Source organism: Streptomyces sp. NPDC004609 (assembly GCF_042873655.1).
Classification (GTDB): domain Bacteria; phylum Actinomycetota; class Actinomycetes; order Streptomycetales; family Streptomycetaceae; genus Streptomyces.
The window spans coordinates 1-18,959 of sequence record NZ_JBIALS010000051.1; the positions used below are offsets into that span (position 1 = coordinate 1).

The window sequence follows — 18,959 nt, forward strand, 5'->3', positions numbered from 1 at the left end:
GCAGCCCCATCACCTACGAAGCCACACTCGAAGCACCACCAACTACGCTGGCATCAGCCGCATAACCCGTGTTCAGGATTCGGGGTCAAGGCCCGAGTGCACAGCAGAACAGAGGCCCTGTGGAGAGATCCACAGGGCCTCTGGCTTATGTCTTGACGGCGGTGTTTGACGGCGGTGTTTGACGGCAACCGCCTCAGACGGCCACGGGTGTTCTTGCTGGGAGCTGCTTGAAGAAGTGGAAGCAGGTATCCCTGTGCCCGGCCGGAGCGTGTGCGTCAGACGGTCGCGGCCAGCCAGCCGATGGTTTCGGTGGTGTGCTTGCCGTCGCTCTTGGTGGCGCCGGCGTACACCTCGTTCAGGCGGATCAGGAAGCCCGTGTTGGTGACGTCATGAACGCGGATCCCCGGAGTCTCCGGGCCATTGAAGGTCTGGGTCAGCGGGAGGACGACGACGTTGGAACCCGCCGGGAACGGTGTCGGGAACGTGACGCGCGTGAAGGTCGAGGTATTACCGCCGCTCGTCTCGATCGGGTCGTCGGACCGAAGGTCGATCTTGCCGGTCTGGATGAAGCTCATTGTCAGCTTCCTTCGTGTAGGGGGTTGGATTGCTCGGCTGTCTCCGGCAACCGATGGGAGGCTCGTCACGAAATCGGCCCTGTATGCCGAAGTCCCGCGAACGAGTGATCACCTTTCGGACAGCGGGTGATCTTGCGCTTCCCGGCTGGTCCACGTGACAAAGGCGTCTAGACAGCTACGAGGGCACTGGCCGCGCCGTCGTCATTGTCCGGATCGTTGCCGTCACCCCTCAGCGCGTCGCCGACACGATCGAAGGCGGAGCGCTGGGAGTCGAGCCGGACGAAGGTGTAGATGTCCATGGTCACGCGGATCGAGCTGTGGCCGAGGACTTCCATGATCATGCGGGCGTCGGCGCCCTGTTCGTGGAGGAGCGAGGCGCAGGTGTGGCGCAGGTCGTGAAAGCGGACCTTGCGGACGCCGGCGCAGGCGCACAGCACCTCGAAGGAGCGGTTCAGGTTGCGCGGCTCGATGGGGGTCCCGTTCTTGGTGGTGAAGACGAGGCCCTGACCCGTGCCCTTCCCGTTGTCCCCCGCGCCCTTCCGGTCGGCGATCTGCTGGGCGCGCTGGGCACGGAGCGCCGTCACGCACTCGGACGGCAGGGCCACGCGACGAGCCGAGCGCTGAGTCTTCGGCGCGACGATCAGCAGTTCACCGCCGACGCGCTGTAGGGCCTGCCGAACGGTGAGCACACCCTCGTGAAGGTCCACGTCCGACCAGCGCAGCCCCAGCAGCTCACCGCGCCGCAGGCCGATGCGGACCGCCAGTTCGTACGCGGCCCACAGCCGGTTGTCCCGGGCCGCCGCCAGGAGCTGACGCCCCTCCTTGGCCGTGAGCGGTTCGATCTCGCGCTTGGTTCCCATGCTCAGCTCCACGTTCCGGGCCACGTTGCGGGGCAACTCGTCTTCGCGTACGGCGTGCTGGAGAGCGGCACGCAGGATCACCAGGAGGAAGCGCACGGTCCGGTCGGACGGGAGCTTCTTGCAGCACTTCCGGAGGGCGCAGCAGCGCCGCTTGTGCTCCGGCCGCTTCTTGTCCTTGCCCTGCGCGCAGCACTGGCAGGTGACCGCCGTCTTCGCGAGGAAGGCGCGGATGTTGCGAGCGGTGAGCCGGACCAGCTTCTTCTTGCCGAACTCCGTGGGACGTAGTTGCGGACGAGGGATTCGTAGTTGACGTAGGTCGTTTTGCGCACCTTGCCCTTGGCGACATTCGTCAGCCAGTACGCCAGGTACTCGACGATCGTCATCTCGCTGGTGGCGACCGGCAGGCCGTTGAGGGAGTCGGCCTTGAGCTTGGTCAGCTTCTCGTGCGCCTCGTGCCAGCTCTTGCCGTAGACGCTGCGCCGCTTGTACGTGCCGTCCGTGGTCAGCGCGTAACGCACGGTCACGTCCGCTGGAGTGGTGTATCGACGGCCGCTCGGCGATCTCGGTTCTGAGGCTATGCGGTGAGTTCGGTCGGGATGGCGGGTTCGTCGGTTTCTGACTCGATCGGGTGGAGCCGGGCCTTGGCGAGGAGTTCGCGGCCCATGTAGCGGCGGGCCTCGGTCCACTCGTCGTTCTGCTCGGCAAGGACCGCGCCGGCCAGCCGGATCACGGCCGTGCGGTCGGGGAAGATCCCGACGACGTCGGTGCGGCGGCGGATCTCCTTGTTCAGCCGTTCCTGCGGATTGTTCGACCAGATCTGCCGCCGGAGCTCACGCGGGAAGCCCGTGAACGCCAGCAGGTCGTGCTGTGCCGGGTCCAAGTGGGCGGCCGCCTTGGGGAACTTGGCCTCCAGAGCATCCAGGACGTGCCGCACCTGGGCCTGGACAGCCGTCGTGTCGGGCTGTTCGAACACGGTCCGCAGCAGGGTTGCCACCCAGGGCTGGGCCGACTTCGGGACCTGGCTCAGGAGATTCCTCGCGTAGTGGGTGCGGCAGCGCTGCCACGATGCTCCGGGCAGGACGGCGCCGATCGCGTTGACCAGGCCGGTGTGCGCGTCGGGGACGACGAGCTGGACGCCGGACAGGCCTCGGGCGGTCAGCGGGCGCAGGAAGGCGAGCCATCCGGCCCCGTCCTCAGCGGTCGCGACGTCGATGCCGAGGATCTCGCGGTGCCCGTCGGCGTTGACACCGGCCGCGACCAGCGCGTGGGCGTTGATCGTCCGGCCGCCCTCACGGACCTTTCGGGTCAGCGCGTCGGCCCAGACGAACGCGTAGGGTCCGCCGTCGAGCGGACGGTTGCGGAAGGCGGTCACCTGTTCGTCGAGGTGCTTGGCCATCGCGCTGACCTGGGATTTCGAGAGCTGGGTGACGCCGAGGGACTCGGCGAGTTTCTCGACCCTGCGGGTGGAGACGCCGAGAAGGCAAGCGGTGGCGGCCACCGAGATCAGGGCCTGTTCGGCCCGGCGGCGTCGTTCGAGGAGCCAGTGCGGGAAGTAGCTGCCGGACCTCAGTTTGGGGACGGCGAGTTCGACGGTGCCCGCGCGGGTGTCCCACTCGCGTGGGCGGTAGCCGTTGCGGTGGTTGACGGCGTGCAGGGGCAGACTGTCGGGTGCGTTCATCGTGCTGATCTCCTTCGGGGCTTCGACACTTCGAAGATCAGCCGGTGGCCGTTCTCATATCCGGACCCTCACCCTGATGCCCGGGCAAACGCCCGGATCAGGGGGGAACCCGTACACCACTTCCCAGGACGCAACCCTTCCGGCAGGGAGAGCAGGACCAACCGGGTCGGCGGGAGAGGGCGTACAGCTCTGGTCCTCCGGGAGCGGCTCGTGGCCTGAGGCGGCGTTTTGTTGCCCTGGTGAAGGTGGGGCGTATGCGGTCGGACCGGAACACCTCGCCGTGAATAGGCTGAATCGCGACCTGTCGGAAGCTGTGCACATCCGATCAGACTCGAACGCATGGGGGCATCGAGAAGCGGCGGGGCGAGGACGTGTCAGGGCTGCCGCCGCCGGGGGCCGACCGTGCGTTCACGTGGCCGGATCAACCTCATGGCCATGCTCTGTGACGGCTGCTGGAACGTGCTCGCGAACGAACTGGCCGAGCACGAAGGGGCGACCGCCCCGCCCAGAGCGGAGCCCGACCCCGACGACGTGTCGAGGCTGGAGCTGCCCGTCTGCCCCGAGTGCGGCGGGCCCATCCGCCTGTATCCCACCAACTACGACCGGTGGGTCAGCCTGGCCATGTCGGAGCTTCCGGCGACGGAGGTCCCCAGCCGCTACCGATGGCGGTTGGTGCAGGTCCAGGCCCGGAACACGACGGTGATCACCGACACCGTCGCGGTACGGATCAAGGGAGTCGACCCCCTGCTCGGTAATCCGGTGATTCCCGCTCACCAGGCCGTCTGCCCCGGCGGCGAGGCCGAGCAGTGAGCGGCGCCGTGCGTGTTCCCGATGGTGTGGATCCGGTGCTGAGAGCGTGGGCGGCCAGGGGCGTTCCAGGCCGTGCCGAGCGGTGGTGGGGGCGGTGGTGCAAGTCCCGGGTGCCGATGGGGTGGGGGTGAGGGTGACGACTCGTGTCGCACGGATCAGCCGGGGGTGGGACACCGGTGTGGCGGGGGGCTTTTCATGAAGATCAAGGCTCGGAGAGCGGGGCTCGCCGCGCTGGTGGTGGCCGTGTTGGCGGGGTGTCAGGGCGGGGCGGCCACGGGGGACGAGCCGGGGGAGCGGGCGACCGCCGGTCCTTCCGCCCGGGTGCCGGCTTCTCCGGAAGCGCCCCCGGAAGGAGAGCGGCTGTCCTCCGGGGCGCTACAGAGCCGGTGGTGGACGTGGGCGGCGTCGGAGCCCGAGCGGACGAACCCGGTGGCCGATCCTGACGGGTCCTCATGCGGGCGCAATCAGCCGCGGGACGTATGGTTTCTGGCCGGTACTTTCGGCACCCAGGTCAGGCGGACGTGCACCGTCCCCGGCGGGGTGCGGCTCGCCTTTCCCGTGGTGAACAGCATCGGTACGTCGACGAACTGCGCGGACTTCATGCGTACGGCGAAGGGGACCGCCGTACTGGACGGCAGGAGGCTCGGCCCGGAGGTGTACCAGGGGGACGAGATCTCGGTGCAGGCGGCCGCCGGCAACCCCATCACGGAGTCGGCCGGACGGTTCACGACCACCGGGTGCGGGGTCTGGGTCCAGTTGCCTCCCCTGGCACCGGGGCGGCACACGCTGACGATTCGCGGTGAGTCCGCCGGCTTCTCGGTGGGGGTGGACTACTCCCTCGATGTCGGGAGCGCCTCCGGTGCCGGGAGTGCCTCGGCGTAGGCCCCGCGCGGTGCGTTCCCGGTCCGGCCGTGCGGTCCGGCCGGAGTCCCGCGGTCCGGGCGGGGCATACGGCAGTCATGTCGGTCGAGTCCCTCGGCTCGTGCTCATGCGGAGCTGAACGCCCGGAGCCGCCCGGGATCGTCCGGGATCGTCCGGGCCGGGCCGAGGCGGGGCAGGCGGACCCGCCTGCCCGGCTGCCCGTCCGCTCCGGCCCGCGGTGCCGGGGTCCGCCGGTCACCCCGGGCCCGGTCACCCCGGGCCCGGCATCCGGGCCCGCCGGTACCCGAGGTCCCGACGCCCGAGCCGGGCGCACCCGGCCCCGGCGGCCGGAGCGGGTGGGAGGCGGTGCGTCTCGGTCACGGGCGGGGCGGGCGGGCTTCCGGGCCGTACGCTGTTGAGGTGACACGGCTGATCGTGGCAGCGGGCGGAGGGGGCGACGTGATCGCCGCCTCGATGCTGGACGCTGCCCTCCACGGCCCCGGGGCACCGGCGGTGATCCTGACGTTCGCCTGGGACCGGCTGCTGGCCGATCCGGTGCCGGGTCCCCGGGGCCCGGCCGATTTCACGGGGCTGCGGCCCCTCACCGCGAACGTGTACGCGTTCACCGCGAAGGCGGAGCCGATTCCTCCGGCGGGATCCACCTTCCCGCGGCTGGCGGCCGAGCTTCCGCAGACACTGGCGCTCATCAACCCCCGGCACGGCGCCCAGGGCATCAGACGTCAGCTGGAGGAGCTGATCCAGCACCTGGCACCGGAGTCCGTCGACCTCGTGGACGTCGGCGGTGACATCCTGGCCCGTGGCGACGAGCCCGGCCTCCGCACGCCCCTCGCCGACGCGCTCACGCTCGCCGCGTGCAGTCGGCTCGGCACCCCCGTACGGCTCCTGATCGCCGGCCCGGGGCTGGACGGAGAGGTTCCGGCGGGTGAGCTGCGCGGTCTCCTCGGGAGGAACGTGCTCACCCTGGCGCCCGAGCACGTCGAGCCGGTCGGCGCGGTCCTGGAGTGGCACTCGTCGGAGGTGACGGCGATGCTCGCCGCCACCGCCCGGGGGATCCGCGGCCTGTGCGAGGCCCGGGAGGGCGGCCTGGCGATCCCGCTCACCGACGAGGGACCCACGGTGCACGAGGTCGCGCTCGATGTCGCCCTCGGCCGCAACCGGCTGGCGCGGGCCCTCGTGCCGACCCGTACGCTCGCGGAGGCGGAGGAGCTCAGCAGGGAGATCTGCGGTTTCTCGGAGATCGACGACGAGCGGGCCAAGGCGGCGTGGTTCGGCACCCAGCCCCGCCAGGAGATCGATCCGGAGACCGTCCTCGGCCAGGTCGCCCGCTTCGAGCGCGAGGCGCGCGGCCGCAACGCCAGCCACATCACGTTCCGCCGGCTCACCGAGGCGCTCGGCCTGCCCGGCACCCAGCGCGAGGAACTCAGGGCCCTGTTGGTCCGCAACAGCCCCGGACAGTACGTCGCCCCGCTCTGGCACCTCTCGCCCAGAGCCTGACGGTCCGCCGCCACCGTCCGGTGCACGGGTCCGCGCCGGGGTACGCCGGGGCACGAGGCCCGCGCCCGGGAGCCCGCACCCGCCGCCGGTCCGCGGGCCCGGGTCCGGCCCGGGGCGCCGGTCCTCGGGCCCGGGCCAGTCCGGGCGCGCCCGTCCGTGAGGCCCTCCACCGACCGTGAGTCCCCGCACCGTCCGTGAGGCCCTCCACCGACCGTGAGCACCGCCCCTGAGTCCCTGTACGGTCCGTCCCGGAGCCCCGTCCTCCACCGGCTTCGCCCTCCCCCGTACCCGGTGCGCCGGGAGAGACCGGGTCCATGACGGAGCCGCGGTGACCGGCCGGGAGCGGGTGGATCCGGACACGGGCGCTACGTGCGCGTCTTCGCCCCCGCGTGCGGTTCCCCGCGCCCTTCGACCCGGCGGGAACGGCCGGATCTCGGCGTACCGACACGGGAATGTCAGTTCGCTCGGGTACCCTCCGCGTTTTCGGTCGGACTGGGTGCTCCCGGAGGTACGTATGACATGGCGGTGCTCCGGTCTCGGGTGGCCTCCGGGAGCGCGGATGGCCGTGCTCCGGTGGGAGGGCGGCCGCGTCAGCCCGCTGACCTCGGGCAAAGCGATGGGTTTCCGGGCCGAGGGGCGCCGCCGGTGCCTGGGAGCACGCGGGAACGACTGCCCGCTGGGCTCCGTCGTCCTGGGCCGTGCCACACAGGCGCGGTGCCCGGAGTGCGCGCGGCTGGAGCAGGCGTACTCCGTCGCGGCCGACACCCTCCCCGACGACCCGCGGACGTACCGCGTGTATCTGGCCTGGTTCGGGCCCGGGATGGTCAAGGTCGGGATCACCGCCGAGGACCGCGGGCCCGCCCGCCTGCTGGAGCAGGGCGCGGTCGTCTTCAGCTGGCTGGGGCGCGGGCCCCTGATGGCCGCGCGGCGGACCGAGGAACTGCTGCGGAGCGCCCTCGGGATCCCCGACCGGATTCCCTACGCGGACAAGCGGGCCGTACGGTCCGAGCTGCCGGGACCGGTCGAGCGGGCCGCCGAGATCGAGGCTCTGCACCGGCGCGCCCTCGCGCTCGGAGCCTGGGCCGAGACACTGGAGCCGCTGGAGTTCGAGCCCGTCGACCACACGGAGGTGTTCGGGCTCGGCCGGCTGACCGCCGCCGCCTCCGTCGTACGGGAGCTGATCGGCGGCGGCACCGTCGCGGGCACCCTCGTCGCCGTCGCCGGGCCCGATCTGCATCTGTGGACCGCCGAGGACCGGCTCGTCGTGTTCGACACCCGGCTCATGACCGGCTGGTCCCTCGTCGGGGCGGACCCCGCCTCGGGTGTCACCGTGCCCACCGCGGATGTCAGCGCCAGCAGCGGCGGAGCCGTCCAGGACGGACTGTTCTGAACGGGCTTCTCCGATCGGGCTGTTCCCATCGGATCCCATCGGTTCCCATCGGACGGCACCGCCGCCGGCCCCGGCCCGGGAAGCGGATCTCCTGGCCCGTCACCCGTGGACACCGCCCGGTATCGCCCCGCAGGGTGGATGCCATGAGCAACACCAGCACCAGGGCTGCCGCCGCCGTCGAACCGAACCGAGCGTCTCGGGAGCACCAGAAGGACCAGGAGATCCGGGACGCCCGTGGAAACCAGGGCGCCCATGGGCCGGGGGAGGCGCAAGAGGCAACGGAAGTACGGGAGTTCTGGGGGCGCCTCGGCCTCCCCGGGCTCATCGACATCCACACCCACTTCATGCCCCACCGCGTCCTGAAGAAGGTCTGGGCCTACTTCGACGCCAGCGGTGCCACGACCGGTCTGGAGTGGCCGATCACCTACCGCGAGGACGAGGAACGCCGTGTCGCCCTGCTGCGGGAGTTCGGCGTCCGCTCCTTCACGTCGATGCTCTACCCGCACAAGCCCGGCATGGCCGCCTGGCTCAACGGCTGGGCCGCCGACTTCGCCGCCCGTACGCCCGACTGCCTCCACACCGCCACCCTTTACCCCGAGGACGGCGTCGAGCGGTATGTGCGCGAGGCCGTCGAGCGGGGCGCGCGGGTGTTCAAGGCGCACCTCCAGGTCGGTGCGTACGACCCCAACGACGCGCGCCTCGACCCGGTCTGGGGGATGCTCGCCGACGCCGGTGTCCCCGTCGTCACCCACTGCGGCTCCGGGCCCATGCCGGGCAAGCACACCGGGCCGGAGCCGATGGGGCGGCTGCTCGCCCGCCATCCCCGGCTGCGGATCGTCCTGGCTCACATGGGCCTGCCGGAGTACAGCGACTTCCTCGATCTCGCCGGGCGGTACGAGGGCGTCCGCCTCGATACGACCATGGCCTTCACCGACTTCAGCGAGCGCTTCGCGCCCTTCCCGCAGGAAGACCGGCAGCGGCTCGCGGATCTCGGCGACCGGATCGTCCTCGGCACGGACTTCCCCAACATCCCCTATCCGTACCTCCATCAGCTCCACGCGCTCGAAGGGCTCGGCCTCGGCGACGACTGGCTCCGCGCGGTCTGCCACGACAACGCGGCGCGGCTGTTCGCACAAGGGCCGCGGGGCGTGTGAAGGGATTTCTCACAGAATTCCCAGAGAGCGGCAAGGTCCTTTTGAGAGGAGCGTCTTAGCGTCGCCCGCATGACGCCGACCTCACACCAGACTCGTACCGAGATGCTCCGGCCCGACGGCAGCCCCGTCCGCGTGCTTGTCGTGGACGACGAGACCGCGCTCAGTGAGCTGCTGTCGATGGCACTGCGGTACGAGGGCTGGGAGGTGCGCAGCGCCGACGACGGCGCGGGCGCGGTGCGGTCGGTACGGGACTTCCGGCCCGACGCGGTGGTGCTCGATGTGATGCTGCCCGACATGGACGGGCTCGCGGTCCTGGCGCGGCTGCGGCGGGAACTCCCCGATGTGCCCGTGCTGTTCCTCACCGCCCGCAACCGGGTCGAGGACCGGATCGCCGGGCTGACGGCGGGCGGGGACGACTATGTGGCCAAGCCGTTCTCGCTGGAGGAGGTCGTGGCCCGGCTGCGCGGGCTGATACGGAGGTCGGGGACCGCTGCTCCGCGCAGCGACTCACTCCTCGCGGTCGGCGATCTGCTCCTCGACGAGGACAGCCACGAGGTCTGGCGGGGCGGTGAGTCGATCCATCTGACGGCGACGGAGTTCGAGCTGCTGCGCTATCTGATGCGCAATCCCCGGCGGGTGCTCAGCAAGGCGCAGATCCTCGACCGGGTGTGGTCGTACGACTTCGGCGGCCAGGCCAATGTGGTCGAGCTGTATGTGTCCTACCTCCGCAAGAAGATCGACGCCGGCCGCTCGCCGATGATCCACACCCGGCGCGGCGCCGGATATCTGATCAAGCCGGGGGACTGAGACCTCGTCCCCGGCGGTCGGTCCGCGGCGGGCCGGTGCTGCCGCTCTGTAGTGAACGCTCAATCCGATCGGACGAGGTGGTGCCCGGCCGCCGGGACTCCGATGGCCACGGGGGTGTACGAGGAATGGTCCCGTACGCCGTATAAGGGAGCAGTGATGGCAGCGCCGGCTGGTGTCGGGGCCCGGCGCGTCGGTGACCTCGCGGCCGGGATGACGACGGTGTCGGCGGGGCTCGCGGCGATCGCTCTTCCGGGTGGTGACGGGTACGGCGGGAGGTTCCCCGGACCGGTGGTCATGGGCGCGGGTCTCGCGTTCTCGACGGCCGCGACGGCCGACGCGATCATGAGCGTGATTCCGCCGGAGAAGGCGGGTGTGGGGGTCGGGGGGAACGGCCCGCTCGCGTGGGCCGGCAACGCGCTCGGGGTCGCCGTGCTCGGTGCGGTCTCCGCACTCCCGGTTCGCCGTGCTGATGCCGTCGGTCGCCGGGGCGGCGTCGCTCCCGGCGGCCCCGGCGGCCCCGGCGGCGACGGGCGGGCCCGCCGGGCGGGAGCGGATCTCGGACGCGTTCGCCTCCGGCCTGGAGACCGGCCGGCCGGTGGGCGCGGCCGTGGTCGTGGTCCTGGCGGGCGGGCTGCCGGCCGTGCTGCCGCAGAGGCGGGCGGAGGAGCCGGACGCGCGCGGCGGGCGGCCGGCCCGAAGGAGCGCCCGGGTGTAAAAGGGACACCGCGGACCGGGGGCCGGGCGGGATCGGCCGTGGACGATCGGCCGTGGACACACGCTCAAGCGCCCGGGCCGCGGACCGGACCCCACCGCGCGGTGACGGGCCGGGGTGCGGCATAGCATCGGGACGGGGTGGTCCGGTGTGTACCGGTCCGCGCGGCTACGAACGGAACCGAGGAGGATGGCGCGATGGTGAACGCGGCCGATCGTGCGCAGCGTCCCGCGCGGACCAGCGTATGGCTGGAGGCCAGGACCGAACGCGGCCGCAGAGCGACCCAGCCGTCCGGCCTCGACCGCCGGAAGATCATCGACGCGGCGGTGCGGTTGCTGGACGCGGAGGGCTCGGCGAAGTTCTCGATGCGGCGGCTCGCCGCGGAGCTGGACGTCACGGCGATGTCGGTCTACTGGTACGTCGACACCAAGGACGATCTGCTGGAACTGGCGCTCGACTCGGTGTACGGGACGATCCGGCTGCCGGATGTGAGCCCGGAGGGCGAGTGGCGCGAGCAGCTCCGCGCGCTGGCGAGGGAGTACCGGTCGGTGCTGGTGCGGCACCCCTGGGTCTCCGCCCTGATCGGCAACTTCCTGAACATCGGCCCCCACTCGACGGCCTTCTCCCTCGCCGTCCAGCAGGTCATGCGCAACACCGGCCTGCCGCCCGAGGGCCGGATGGGCGGCCTCTCCGCGGTCTTCCAGTTCGTGTACGGCTTCGGCACGATCGAGGGCCACTTCGTCCAGCGGTGCGCGTCGGCGGGGATGAGCGAGGACGAGTACTACCGGGAGGCGATGGGCGCCATCGAGGGACGGCCCGGCCTCCGCCGCACCTTCGAGAGCGCGACCGAGATGCGGGAGGCGGGGGGCGGCACCACGGTCGCGGACGTGCGGGAGCGTGACTTCACCTTCGCCCTCGATCTGCTGGTCGCGGGCATCGAGGCGATGCGCGCGCGATAGCCGGGAGCCGGGAGCCCGGCGGTCGGTTGCGCGCGGCGCGCCGGTTTGCCCGGAGCCCGAAGCCTGGTCAGCCGCCGGTCGCGCGTGCCCGGGGGCCGGGCGCTGGTGGGCGGCCGGTTGCCCGGCGGCAGAGAGCGGTGGCCGACGCCTCCGGCCGGAGCAGCGCGCGACCACACCGGCCCCTTCGGGCATCGGCCCCGGGCGCCGCCCGGCTCTCAGGCGGGCTGGTCCACCTGACTCCGCGCGGACGCCGGGGTCTGAACGGACTCGCCCACCAGCGCACGGCTCTTCAGCGCCACTTCCTTGATGAACAGGGTCACGACGAAGGCCAGCAGCGCGAAGGGCGCCGAGTAGAGGAAGACATCGCCGACCCCGTGGCCGTACGCGTTCTCCATCACGCTCCGCAGCGGCTCGGGCAGCGTGCTCACCTCCGGGATGCCCCCGTCGCCCGCGGCGCCGCCGAGTGCCGCGCCCTGGGGGCCGAGCTTCGCGAGACCGTCCTCGACGTAGTGGCCGACCCGGGTGCCGAGCACGGCCCCCAGCGCGGAGACGCCGATCGCGCCGCCGAGGGAACGGAAGAAGGTGACGACGGACGACGCCGCGCCCAGATCGCCGGGGGACACCTGGTTCTGCGTACACAGCACGAGGTTCTGCATCATCATGCCGATGCCCAGCCCGAGCAGGGTCATATAGACCGCCGTCTGCCAGTACGCCGTGTCGTGCCGGATCGTGCCCAGCAGCCCGAGTCCCGCCGTCACCAGCACGGCGCCGCCGACCAGCCACGCCTTCCAGCGTCCGGTCCTGGTGATGAGCTGGCCGGAGACGGTGGAGGAGAGGAAGAGCCCCGCGATCATCGGGATGGTCATCACCCCGGACATCGTCGGGGTCTCGCCGCGGGCCAGCTGGAAGTACTGGCTGAAGAAGACCGTGCCGGCGAACATCGCGACACCGACGAACAGCGAGGCGACCGAGGCGAGCGTGATCGTACGGTTGCGGAACAGCCGCAGCGGGATGATCGGCTCGCTCGCCCGCGACTCGGTGTACAGGAAGCCCGCGCCGAGCAGCAGGGTGCCGCCGACCATGGCGTACGTCTGCCAGGACAGCCACGCGTACTTGTCACCCGCGAACGTCACCCAGATCAGCAGCAGCGACACCGACGCGCTGATGAGGGCCGCGCCCGTCCAGTCGACCTTCACCCGGCGCTTGACGACCGGGAGTCGCAGCGTCTTCTGGAGCACGACCAGCGCGAGCAGGGCGAACGGCACACCGACGTAGAAGCACCAGCGCCAGCCGAGCCAGTCGGTGTCGGTGATGACTCCGCCGAGCAGCGGCCCGCCGACCGTCGCGAGGGCGAAGTTCGCGCCGAGGTATCCGCTGTAACGGCCGCGCTCCCTCGGGGAGATGAGCGCGGCCATGATGACCTGCGCGAGCGCGCTGAGGCCGCCGACGCCGATGCCCTGGACGACCCGGCACGCGATCAGCATGCCGGTGCTCTGCGAGAGCCCGGCCACCACCGAGCCGATGACATAGATCACCAGGGCTATCTGGACCAGCAGCTTCTTGCTGACGAGATCCGAGAGCTTGCCCCACAGGGGGGTCGTCGCGGTCATCGCCAGCAGCGAGGCGGTCACCACCCAGGTGTAGGAGCTCTGGCCGCCGTCCAGGTCGTTGATGATCTCGGGCAGGGCGTTGGAGACGATCGTGGACGACAGGATGGCGACGAACATGCCGATGAGCAGTCCGGAGAGCGCCTCCAGGATCTGCCGGTGTGTCATGGGCGCGTCGTCGCCGCCCGCTTCCGCGGGACCGCCGCCCCGCACATCGGCCGGAGTGGGCGAAGCCATAGGAGTCCTTTGCGTGCGTACGTCAGGTCGTGTCGTGGGGGTGTCCCGGTGCGGCGGGCGCCGGGCGGGTCCGGCAGTCGCCGAAGGAGTCACGGAGCCGGGCCAGCATGCCGATCAGCTGGCCGACCTCGTCGTCGGACCAGTCCTTGAGGTTGTGCGCGAACATCTCCGTCGACCGCTCGTGCAGCGCTTCGAGCATGTCCACGCCCGACGGGGTCAGCCGCAGAATGCGGGAGCGTCCGTCGTGGGGGTCGGGCGCCCGCTCGATCCAGCCGCCCTTGACCGAGTGGGCCACATGCCTGCTCGTCACCGACATGTCGATGGCGAGCAGCTCGGCGAGGCGGCTCATCCGCATCTCGCCGTGGCGGTGCAGCAGTGAGAGCACGGCGGCGGAGCCGGACGGGCACTCGGGCGGCAGCAGACGCAGCATGCTGCGTCTGAGGGCGCCGATGGAGTTGAGCTGGCGGGCCAGTTCCGCGTACTGAGTCTGTGCCGCCATGGCTCAGTCCCCCCCTACATGTTGTTGCTTAGGGCAACCATAGACATGATTGGTTGCCCCAGGCAAATGAAAAGGGTGCTTGCAGTAGTAAAGGAAAGTAAAGGCTTCGCATGGCGCAGGTCATCCTGGGCGGGGGCGGAGGGGAGCGGCCGTCGCGCGCGGGCGGGAGGGATCCGGCGCACAGCACGGCGCGCGGACCTCCCGCGGGCGGGCGGACGAACCACGGGCGGGCGCCCGTGGGCGGCGGTGGACGGCGGGCTGCCGGAACCGCGGTTCGTGGGAGCGCCGCTGGTCAGGGGCGTACGGCGGGCTCCGTGCCCGGAGGCGCCACGGGACGGGCCGCCAGAGGCGCGGCGGCCCGGGGTTGGGCCCTACCGCTCGGTTCGCTAGGGTCGTGGCCCATGGCACAGAACCCCCATACTCCCCAAGGCCAGGGCCCCGAGGGCAACTACGACCCCGCGGGCAGTACGCAGATGTTCCGCGCCTTCGTCGACGACGGTGTGCCCCAGGGCCGCCGCCAGGCCGCACGGACCCAGTCGGGACCCAAGCCAGGGCTGATCGTGGGTGTCGTCGCGGCGATCGTGATCCTGGGCGCGGTGGCCTGGCTGGCGCTCTCCTGACACCGGCGCCCGCGCCCGGACCGGCACCCGCTTCCGGCACGGCGCGTGTTCCCGTCCCGGTCCGCCTTCCCGGTCCAGCGCCTGCTCCTGCTCCTGCTCGTGTTCCTGCTCCGGCCCGTCGGACGAGTCCGGGCAGGGGCCGACCGCGACCCGCGCCCGGGCTCCGCCCGCAGCCGCGCGCCCGACGACGCCCCCTCCCGTGCCTCGGCCCGGGGCGCCGCCCGGTGTCCGGGGGCGTCGGCGGGGTGGTCGCTCACTTCCAGGTGGCTGTGACGTCCTGGGTCTCGATCCGCATCCCCAGCGGCACGCGCCAGGCGTCGACGCAGACGGTGTACGCCTCCCGGCGCGTCGTCCCCGGAGCGATCGGCGCGGGCAGGGCCTGACGGGACCGGATGGTCGCCCAGTCGACACCGAGGGCGCCGATGATGTGCGTCGCGAAGGTGACGGTGCCCGAAGTCGCGGCTGTCGCGCCGGTGTTGCGGAACTCGACGGTGACCTTCTCGCACCACCGCTTGTCCGTCGTGGCCCGGCCCGGGGCGCCGACCGACAGTACGGCGGGACCCGCGGGAGGCTTCGGCGCCGGGGCGCTCGCCGGCGGGCGGGTGCCCGGGGTCCCGGGCCCGCCGGGTGCCGTGGAGCCGCCCGTACCGCCGCTGTTGCCCCCGCCGCCCGTACCGCCGGAGCCCGGCGTGCCTCCCGGGCCGGACGTGCCTCCGGAGCGCGGCGAGCCGCCCGGGGCCGGGGTGCCCGAGCCGGGGTCCCGGCCGGTCGTCGAGCCGTCGCCTCCGGCCGGTGAGCCCGTACCGGCGCCGCCCGTGACGTCGATGCCTCCGCCGCCGCCCGTGCCGCCCCCGGGGGACCCGGCGGACGGCGACGAGGAGCCCGGTGCGCCGCCGGGGCCGTCGAGTGGCACCAGCGCGACCTTGCCGCGGGGCGGCACGGCGCCCGACGGGGCGCCGCCGGAATCCGGACCGGCGGCGCCCACCGCCGCGTAGCCGTCGCCGCCACCGCCCCCGCACGCGGTGAGCGCCCCGCCCAGGCAGAGCGCCACCGCCGCGAGAACCGATCTCTGACGTCGTCGTCGCATCGCGACAGTGTGGCTGACACACCGTCAATAAGGAACCCCCGAAAGCCGGGAGCACGGAAGGCACGGGGCGGGTGGGCGACCCCGGGGCCACCGAGCGCCCCGGCGCACCCGGCAACACTCCGGCGATCCCCGGGTTGTTCCGGCGAACCCCGGGACCCCTGGGATCTCCGGGACCCCCGGGATCTCCGAGAGGCCCTGGAGGCCCTGGAGGTCCCAGGGCTCTGATGAGCTCCGGGAGCTCCCGGCGACCCCGTGAGCCGGCGGCTCAGTCCGCGGTGAGACCGTGCCGCAACTGCGCGAGCGTGCGCGTCAGCAGCCGCGAGACGTGCATCTGGGAGATGCCGACCTCCTCGCCGATCTGCGACTGCGTCATGTTCGCGAAGAAGCGGAGCATGATGATCTGCCGTTCCCTCGGCGGGAGTTTGGCCAGCAGCGGCTTCAGGGACTCGCGGTACTCCACACCCTCCAGCGCCGCGTCCTCGTACCCCAGGCGGTCCGCGAGAGAGCCCTCGCCGCCGTCGTCCTCGGGGGAGGGGGAGTCCAGCGAGGAAGCGGTGTAGGCGTTGCCGACCGCGAGGCCGTCGACGACCTCCTCCTCCGACACCCCGAGCACGGCGGCCAGTTCGGGCACGGTCGGCGAGCGGTCCAGGCGCTGGGCGAGGTCGTCGCTGGCCTTGGTGAGCGCGAGCCGCAGCTCCTGGAGCCGGCGCGGCACCCGCACCGACCACGAGGTGTCGCGGAAGAAGCGCTTGATCTCGCCGACGACGGTGGGCATCGCGAACGTCGGGAACTCCACGCCCCGTTCGCAATCGAATCGGTCGATCGCCTTGATGAGCCCGATCGTGCCGACCTGGACGATGTCCTCCATCGGCTCGTTGCGGCTGCGGAAGCGGGCCGCCGCGTACCGCACGAGCGGCAGGTTCAGCTCGATCAGGGTGTCGCGGACGTAGGTCCGCTCGGGGCTGTCTCCCGTGCCCTGGGCGTCCAGGGCACGCAGCCGCAGGAACAGGGAACGGGACAGAGTGCGAGTGTCGATGGCCTCCGTGCTGTCAGGCGTGACAGGTGCGGGTGCGCTCTTTGTGAGCGTGAGCACCTTCGAGCTGCCCTGTTCTGCGGACATGCCACCCCCTTGAGGTCGCGGTCGGTCGCGGTGGCCGCGACCAACGGAGGAACGCAGCCTGCCCCTGAGATACCGGCGGCGAGGCTGCGGCAAACGCGTCTCCCGCAGAATGTCACATGTCGGCAACACGCTGAAGTGACATGTCGACAAGTAATGGGCCAATCCGCGCAGGAAGCGGGGGGTGTGCGGAGAACGGACCCGGCGGAGGTGCCCGGGAGGGGTGTACCCGTTCCGACTACGCCTCGATCCTGTTTGCGGATCGCAATCGAGCGAAGCTCCTGGCGAGTAGCCTTGACACATGCATCTGGGAGACTCCCAGTTCCTGGCTGATCTGCGACTGCGTCAGATTGCTGTAGTAGCGCAGCACCAGGATCCGCTGCTCCCGCTCGGGCAGTTGTACGAGCAGATGCCGTACGAGATCGCGGTGCTCGACGCCCACCAGCGCCGGGTCCTCGTACCCGAGGCGGTCGAGCAGGCCCGGCAGCCCGTCGCCCTCCTGGGCCGCCTCCAGTGAGGTCGCGTGGTACGAACGCCCGGCCTCGATACAGGCGAGCACCTCGTCCTCGCCGATCTTCAGCCGCTCGGCGATCTCCGCGGTGGTGGGCGTGCGGCCGTTCGCCGTGGTCAGGTCCTCGGTGGCGCCGGTGACCTGGACCCAGAGCTCATGGAGCCGCCGGGGTACGTGCACGGTCCTGACGTTGTCCCGGAAGTATCGTTTGATCTCCCCGACGACCGTCGGCATCGCAAAGGTCGGGAACTGCACCCCGCGGTCGGGGTCGAACCGGTCGATCGCGTTGATGAGCCCGATCGTGCCGACCTGGACCACGTCCTCCATGGGCTCGTTGCGGCTGCGGAAGCGGGCGGCCGCGTACCGCACGAGCGGCAGATTCGCCTCGATCAGCGCCCCGCGCACCCGGGAGTGCTCAGGAGTGCCCGGCTCCAGCCCCTTGAGTTCGCCGAAGAGCACCTGGGTGAGCGCACGGGTGTCGGCGGCGCGGCTCTGGGGGCGGGCGGGGGTCTCGGGAGCGGTTTCGGTGAGGGTCTCGGTGAGGGGCCGGCCGGAGGAGTCGACCGCGCTGCCGGTGGAGTCCGCCGCGGTTCCGGTGGAGGCGTCGCCGCCGGTGGAGGCGCCGGAGATACGGATTCCGGTGCCGGTGTCGGCGGACGTGCCCAGGGGCCCCGGGCCGGGCGTGGCCCCGGGTACTCCGGGGCCGGCGGGCGGCGAGGTGGCGGCATCGGGGGCGACGGGGGTGACGGGGTGCGCGTCCGCCGGGACAGGGACCCGGGCGGAGGGGGGATCGGCTTCTGGTGCGGCGGATGAATCGTCCGGGCGCTCGTTCTCGGGCGGCGCCTGAGGCGCGGTACTGGCCGGCACGATGACGCCACCCCTTTGCGGTCAACTACGGTCAACTCATCCGTCAAAAGCGGTCATAGCATCACAAGACATGTCCACTGTGTGCAAGCACCAGATAAAGCCGTGTTGAGGGCAAGTCGGGATTTAAACCTCAGAAAGCCCCTCGCCATCGGGGCGAGGGGCCGGAGAACGGAACCGTACGAAGGCCGCCGAAGCGGTGCGCACGCGGTACTACGAGTAGACGGCGGCGTATGGATTCATACGGAAACGGTTTTAGAACTCGTAGTCGGCGATCACCCACGTGGCGAATTCCCGCCACTGGGCGGCGGCCGCCTGGTGGGCGGGGTGCTCGATGTACCGCTTCAGCGCGTCGGCGTCGGCGACGGCGGAGTTGATCGCGAAGTCGTAGGCGATCGGCCGCTCGGTGATGTTCCAGCCGCACTCCCAGGACTCCAGCTCGGGCACGAGCGTGCCCAGCTCCTCGAACGCCTTCGCGCCGGCGGCCACGCGCGGCTCGTCGCGGGCGACACCCTCGTTGAGCTTGATGAGGACCAAGTGGCGGATCACGGGACACTCCTCATGGGGCCTGGGCCTCAGGGGGTACGCGTTCTAGTTGACCAGCTCGGTCATGAACTCGCCGACAGCCTGGGCCGCGCTCGATATGCCCTCGAAGCCTATCTGGACCAGATCCGCGGCCTTCGCCGGGGATGTGATGATCGTGTACAGCACGAAAACGACGACGACATAGAGGGCGATCTTCTTCGCCTGCACCATCAGCCCCTGCCTCCCCGGCGTTCCCCCGCGACCCCTGCCGCTCTCGGTGGGTCCGCAAGCACTCTGACCTTCACCGACCTCTGCTGATCGCGCAGTCGCGGAAGTCTAACCGAGCATTTATGGACCAAGGGCCCTGCGATCGGGGCCCTTTGCCGATCACTTTTATGCCGGTGGGGGAGCAGGATGGCAGGTGAGCCCGTACGGATCTGGCAGGAATCCGGCGGGATCAGGACCGGCCCTCACTGCGGGGCCACGCGACGCGCGCTTCCCCCGATGCGACGCGGGCCTGTGGGACCGGTCCTCGCCGGGGGGAGCGGCGGTCCCCCCGTTTGCCGCTTCC

18 protein-coding genes and 2 pseudogenes are annotated in these 18,959 nt (G+C 71.3%); 9 read left to right on the forward strand and 11 right to left on the reverse strand.

Translation table 11 applies throughout. The annotated features are described in order from the left end of the window. Positions 1-275: 275 nt before the first annotated feature. From ACFYT4_RS32895 to ACFYT4_RS32910, 4 genes and pseudogenes are all read right to left on the reverse strand, one after another. Complete coding sequence (locus tag ACFYT4_RS32895; RefSeq protein ID WP_389277476.1) at positions 276-575, reverse strand: hypothetical protein; 300 nt, start codon at positions 573-575, stop codon at positions 276-278. 167 nt (positions 576-742) lie between these two features. Continuing rightward, positions 743-1,531: a tyrosine-type recombinase/integrase gene (locus tag ACFYT4_RS32900; protein WP_389277479.1), complete on the reverse strand. Its 789-nt coding sequence runs from the start codon at positions 1,529-1,531 to the stop codon at positions 743-745. Beyond that, a complete protein-coding gene (locus ACFYT4_RS32905) occupies positions 1,513-1,959 on the reverse strand; it encodes a hypothetical protein (RefSeq protein WP_389277481.1) in 447 nt (148 codons plus the stop codon). Before ACFYT4_RS32905 ends, ACFYT4_RS32900 begins: the two co-directional genes overlap by 19 nt. Positions 1,960-2,009: 50 nt before the next feature. Beyond that, positions 2,010-3,071, reverse strand: a pseudogene (locus tag ACFYT4_RS32910) (IS256 family transposase); the annotation flags it as partial. Between the two features lie 444 nt (positions 3,072-3,515). Between ACFYT4_RS32910 and ACFYT4_RS32915 the strand changes: the two are divergent. The 8 genes and pseudogenes from ACFYT4_RS32915 to ACFYT4_RS32950 all read left to right on the forward strand — a co-directional run bounded on the left by ACFYT4_RS32915 (position 3,516) and on the right by ACFYT4_RS32950 (position 11,321). Next, the gene (locus ACFYT4_RS32915) at positions 3,516-3,923 is read left to right on the forward strand and encodes a DUF6083 domain-containing protein (RefSeq protein ID WP_389277484.1); all 408 of its coding nucleotides are present in this window, start codon (positions 3,516-3,518) and stop codon (positions 3,921-3,923) included. Positions 3,924-4,484: 561 nt separating this feature from the next. Next, positions 4,485-4,805 (forward strand): hypothetical protein, encoded by a 321-nt coding sequence (locus tag ACFYT4_RS32920; RefSeq protein WP_389277487.1) that lies wholly within the window; start codon positions 4,485-4,487, stop codon positions 4,803-4,805. Positions 4,806-5,204: 399 nt separating this feature from the next. Next, on the forward strand, positions 5,205-6,299 hold the full coding sequence (locus tag ACFYT4_RS32925; RefSeq protein WP_389277490.1) for a DUF1152 domain-containing protein: 1,095 nt from the start codon (positions 5,205-5,207) through the stop codon (positions 6,297-6,299). Between the two features lie 514 nt (positions 6,300-6,813). Continuing rightward, positions 6,814-7,689: a DUF2797 domain-containing protein gene (locus ACFYT4_RS32930; protein WP_389277493.1), complete on the forward strand. Its 876-nt coding sequence runs from the start codon at positions 6,814-6,816 to the stop codon at positions 7,687-7,689. Positions 7,690-7,832: 143 nt separating this feature from the next. After that, complete coding sequence (locus ACFYT4_RS32935; protein ID WP_389277496.1) at positions 7,833-8,843, forward strand: amidohydrolase family protein; 1,011 nt, start codon at positions 7,833-7,835, stop codon at positions 8,841-8,843. Between the two features lie 69 nt (positions 8,844-8,912). Further along, positions 8,913-9,650: a response regulator transcription factor gene (locus tag ACFYT4_RS32940; RefSeq protein ID WP_389277499.1), complete on the forward strand. Its 738-nt coding sequence runs from the start codon at positions 8,913-8,915 to the stop codon at positions 9,648-9,650. 171 nt (positions 9,651-9,821) lie between these two features. Further along, positions 9,822-10,365: pseudogene (locus ACFYT4_RS32945) on the forward strand (MFS transporter); the annotation flags it as partial. Positions 10,366-10,559: 194 nt separating this feature from the next. Then, positions 10,560-11,321 (forward strand): TetR/AcrR family transcriptional regulator, encoded by a 762-nt coding sequence (locus ACFYT4_RS32950; protein WP_389277502.1) that lies wholly within the window; start codon positions 10,560-10,562, stop codon positions 11,319-11,321. Between the two features lie 215 nt (positions 11,322-11,536). Here ACFYT4_RS32950 and ACFYT4_RS32955 read toward each other — a convergent pair whose 3' ends face one another. After that, positions 11,537-13,165, reverse strand: coding sequence for an MDR family MFS transporter (locus ACFYT4_RS32955; RefSeq protein ID WP_389277505.1), 1,629 nt, complete (start codon positions 13,163-13,165; stop codon positions 11,537-11,539). Between the two features lie 22 nt (positions 13,166-13,187). After that, positions 13,188-13,664: a MarR family winged helix-turn-helix transcriptional regulator gene (locus ACFYT4_RS32960; RefSeq protein ID WP_389277508.1), complete on the reverse strand. Its 477-nt coding sequence runs from the start codon at positions 13,662-13,664 to the stop codon at positions 13,188-13,190. A gap of 401 nt (positions 13,665-14,065) precedes the next feature. Here ACFYT4_RS32960 and ACFYT4_RS32965 point away from each other — a divergent pair, with 401 nt between their 5' ends. Then, complete coding sequence (locus ACFYT4_RS32965) at positions 14,066-14,284, forward strand: hypothetical protein (protein ID WP_389277511.1); 219 nt, start codon at positions 14,066-14,068, stop codon at positions 14,282-14,284. 253 nt (positions 14,285-14,537) lie between these two features. On the opposite strand, the gene ACFYT4_RS32970 is transcribed toward ACFYT4_RS32965, so the two are convergent. The 5 genes from ACFYT4_RS32970 to ACFYT4_RS32990 form a co-directional block, all read right to left on the reverse strand. Continuing rightward, on the reverse strand, positions 14,538-15,371 hold the full coding sequence (locus ACFYT4_RS32970) for a hypothetical protein (RefSeq protein ID WP_389277514.1): 834 nt from the start codon (positions 15,369-15,371) through the stop codon (positions 14,538-14,540). A 265-nt stretch (positions 15,372-15,636) separates the two neighbouring features. Beyond that, positions 15,637-16,491: an RNA polymerase sigma factor SigF gene (locus tag ACFYT4_RS32975; RefSeq protein ID WP_389277517.1), complete on the reverse strand. Its 855-nt coding sequence runs from the start codon at positions 16,489-16,491 to the stop codon at positions 15,637-15,639. Positions 16,492-16,726: 235 nt separating this feature from the next. Beyond that, complete coding sequence (locus ACFYT4_RS32980) at positions 16,727-17,665, reverse strand: RNA polymerase sigma factor SigF (RefSeq protein ID WP_389277588.1); 939 nt, start codon at positions 17,663-17,665, stop codon at positions 16,727-16,729. Between the two features lie 453 nt (positions 17,666-18,118). Next, positions 18,119-18,412: a Dabb family protein gene (locus ACFYT4_RS32985; RefSeq protein WP_389277519.1), complete on the reverse strand. Its 294-nt coding sequence runs from the start codon at positions 18,410-18,412 to the stop codon at positions 18,119-18,121. A 42-nt stretch (positions 18,413-18,454) separates the two neighbouring features. Beyond that, positions 18,455-18,619 (reverse strand): hypothetical protein, encoded by a 165-nt coding sequence (locus tag ACFYT4_RS32990; RefSeq protein ID WP_389277522.1) that lies wholly within the window; start codon positions 18,617-18,619, stop codon positions 18,455-18,457. Positions 18,620-18,959 lie beyond the last annotated feature (340 nt).

Excerpts from the sequence above, each read along its gene's own strand:
- ACFYT4_RS32895 (WP_389277476.1), bottom strand. The coding sequence starts at position 575 with ATGAGCTTCATCCAGACCGGCAAGATCGACCTTCGGTCCGACGACCCG.
- ACFYT4_RS32930 (WP_389277493.1), top strand. The coding sequence starts at position 6,814 with ATGACATGGCGGTGCTCCGGTCTCGGGTGGCCTCCGGGAGCGCGGATG.
- ACFYT4_RS32935 (WP_389277496.1), top strand. The coding sequence starts at position 7,833 with ATGAGCAACACCAGCACCAGGGCTGCCGCCGCCGTCGAACCGAACCGA.
- ACFYT4_RS32940 (WP_389277499.1), top strand. The coding sequence starts at position 8,913 with ATGACGCCGACCTCACACCAGACTCGTACCGAGATGCTCCGGCCCGAC.
- ACFYT4_RS32950 (WP_389277502.1), top strand. The coding sequence starts at position 10,560 with ATGGTGAACGCGGCCGATCGTGCGCAGCGTCCCGCGCGGACCAGCGTA.
- ACFYT4_RS32955 (WP_389277505.1), bottom strand. The coding sequence starts at position 13,165 with ATGGCTTCGCCCACTCCGGCCGATGTGCGGGGCGGCGGTCCCGCGGAA.
- ACFYT4_RS32960 (WP_389277508.1), bottom strand. The coding sequence starts at position 13,664 with ATGGCGGCACAGACTCAGTACGCGGAACTGGCCCGCCAGCTCAACTCC.
- ACFYT4_RS32965 (WP_389277511.1), top strand. The coding sequence starts at position 14,066 with ATGGCACAGAACCCCCATACTCCCCAAGGCCAGGGCCCCGAGGGCAAC.
- ACFYT4_RS32970 (WP_389277514.1), bottom strand. The coding sequence starts at position 15,371 with ATGCGACGACGACGTCAGAGATCGGTTCTCGCGGCGGTGGCGCTCTGC.
- ACFYT4_RS32975 (WP_389277517.1), bottom strand. The coding sequence starts at position 16,491 with ATGTCCGCAGAACAGGGCAGCTCGAAGGTGCTCACGCTCACAAAGAGC.
- ACFYT4_RS32990 (WP_389277522.1), bottom strand. The coding sequence starts at position 18,619 with ATGGTGCAGGCGAAGAAGATCGCCCTCTATGTCGTCGTCGTTTTCGTG.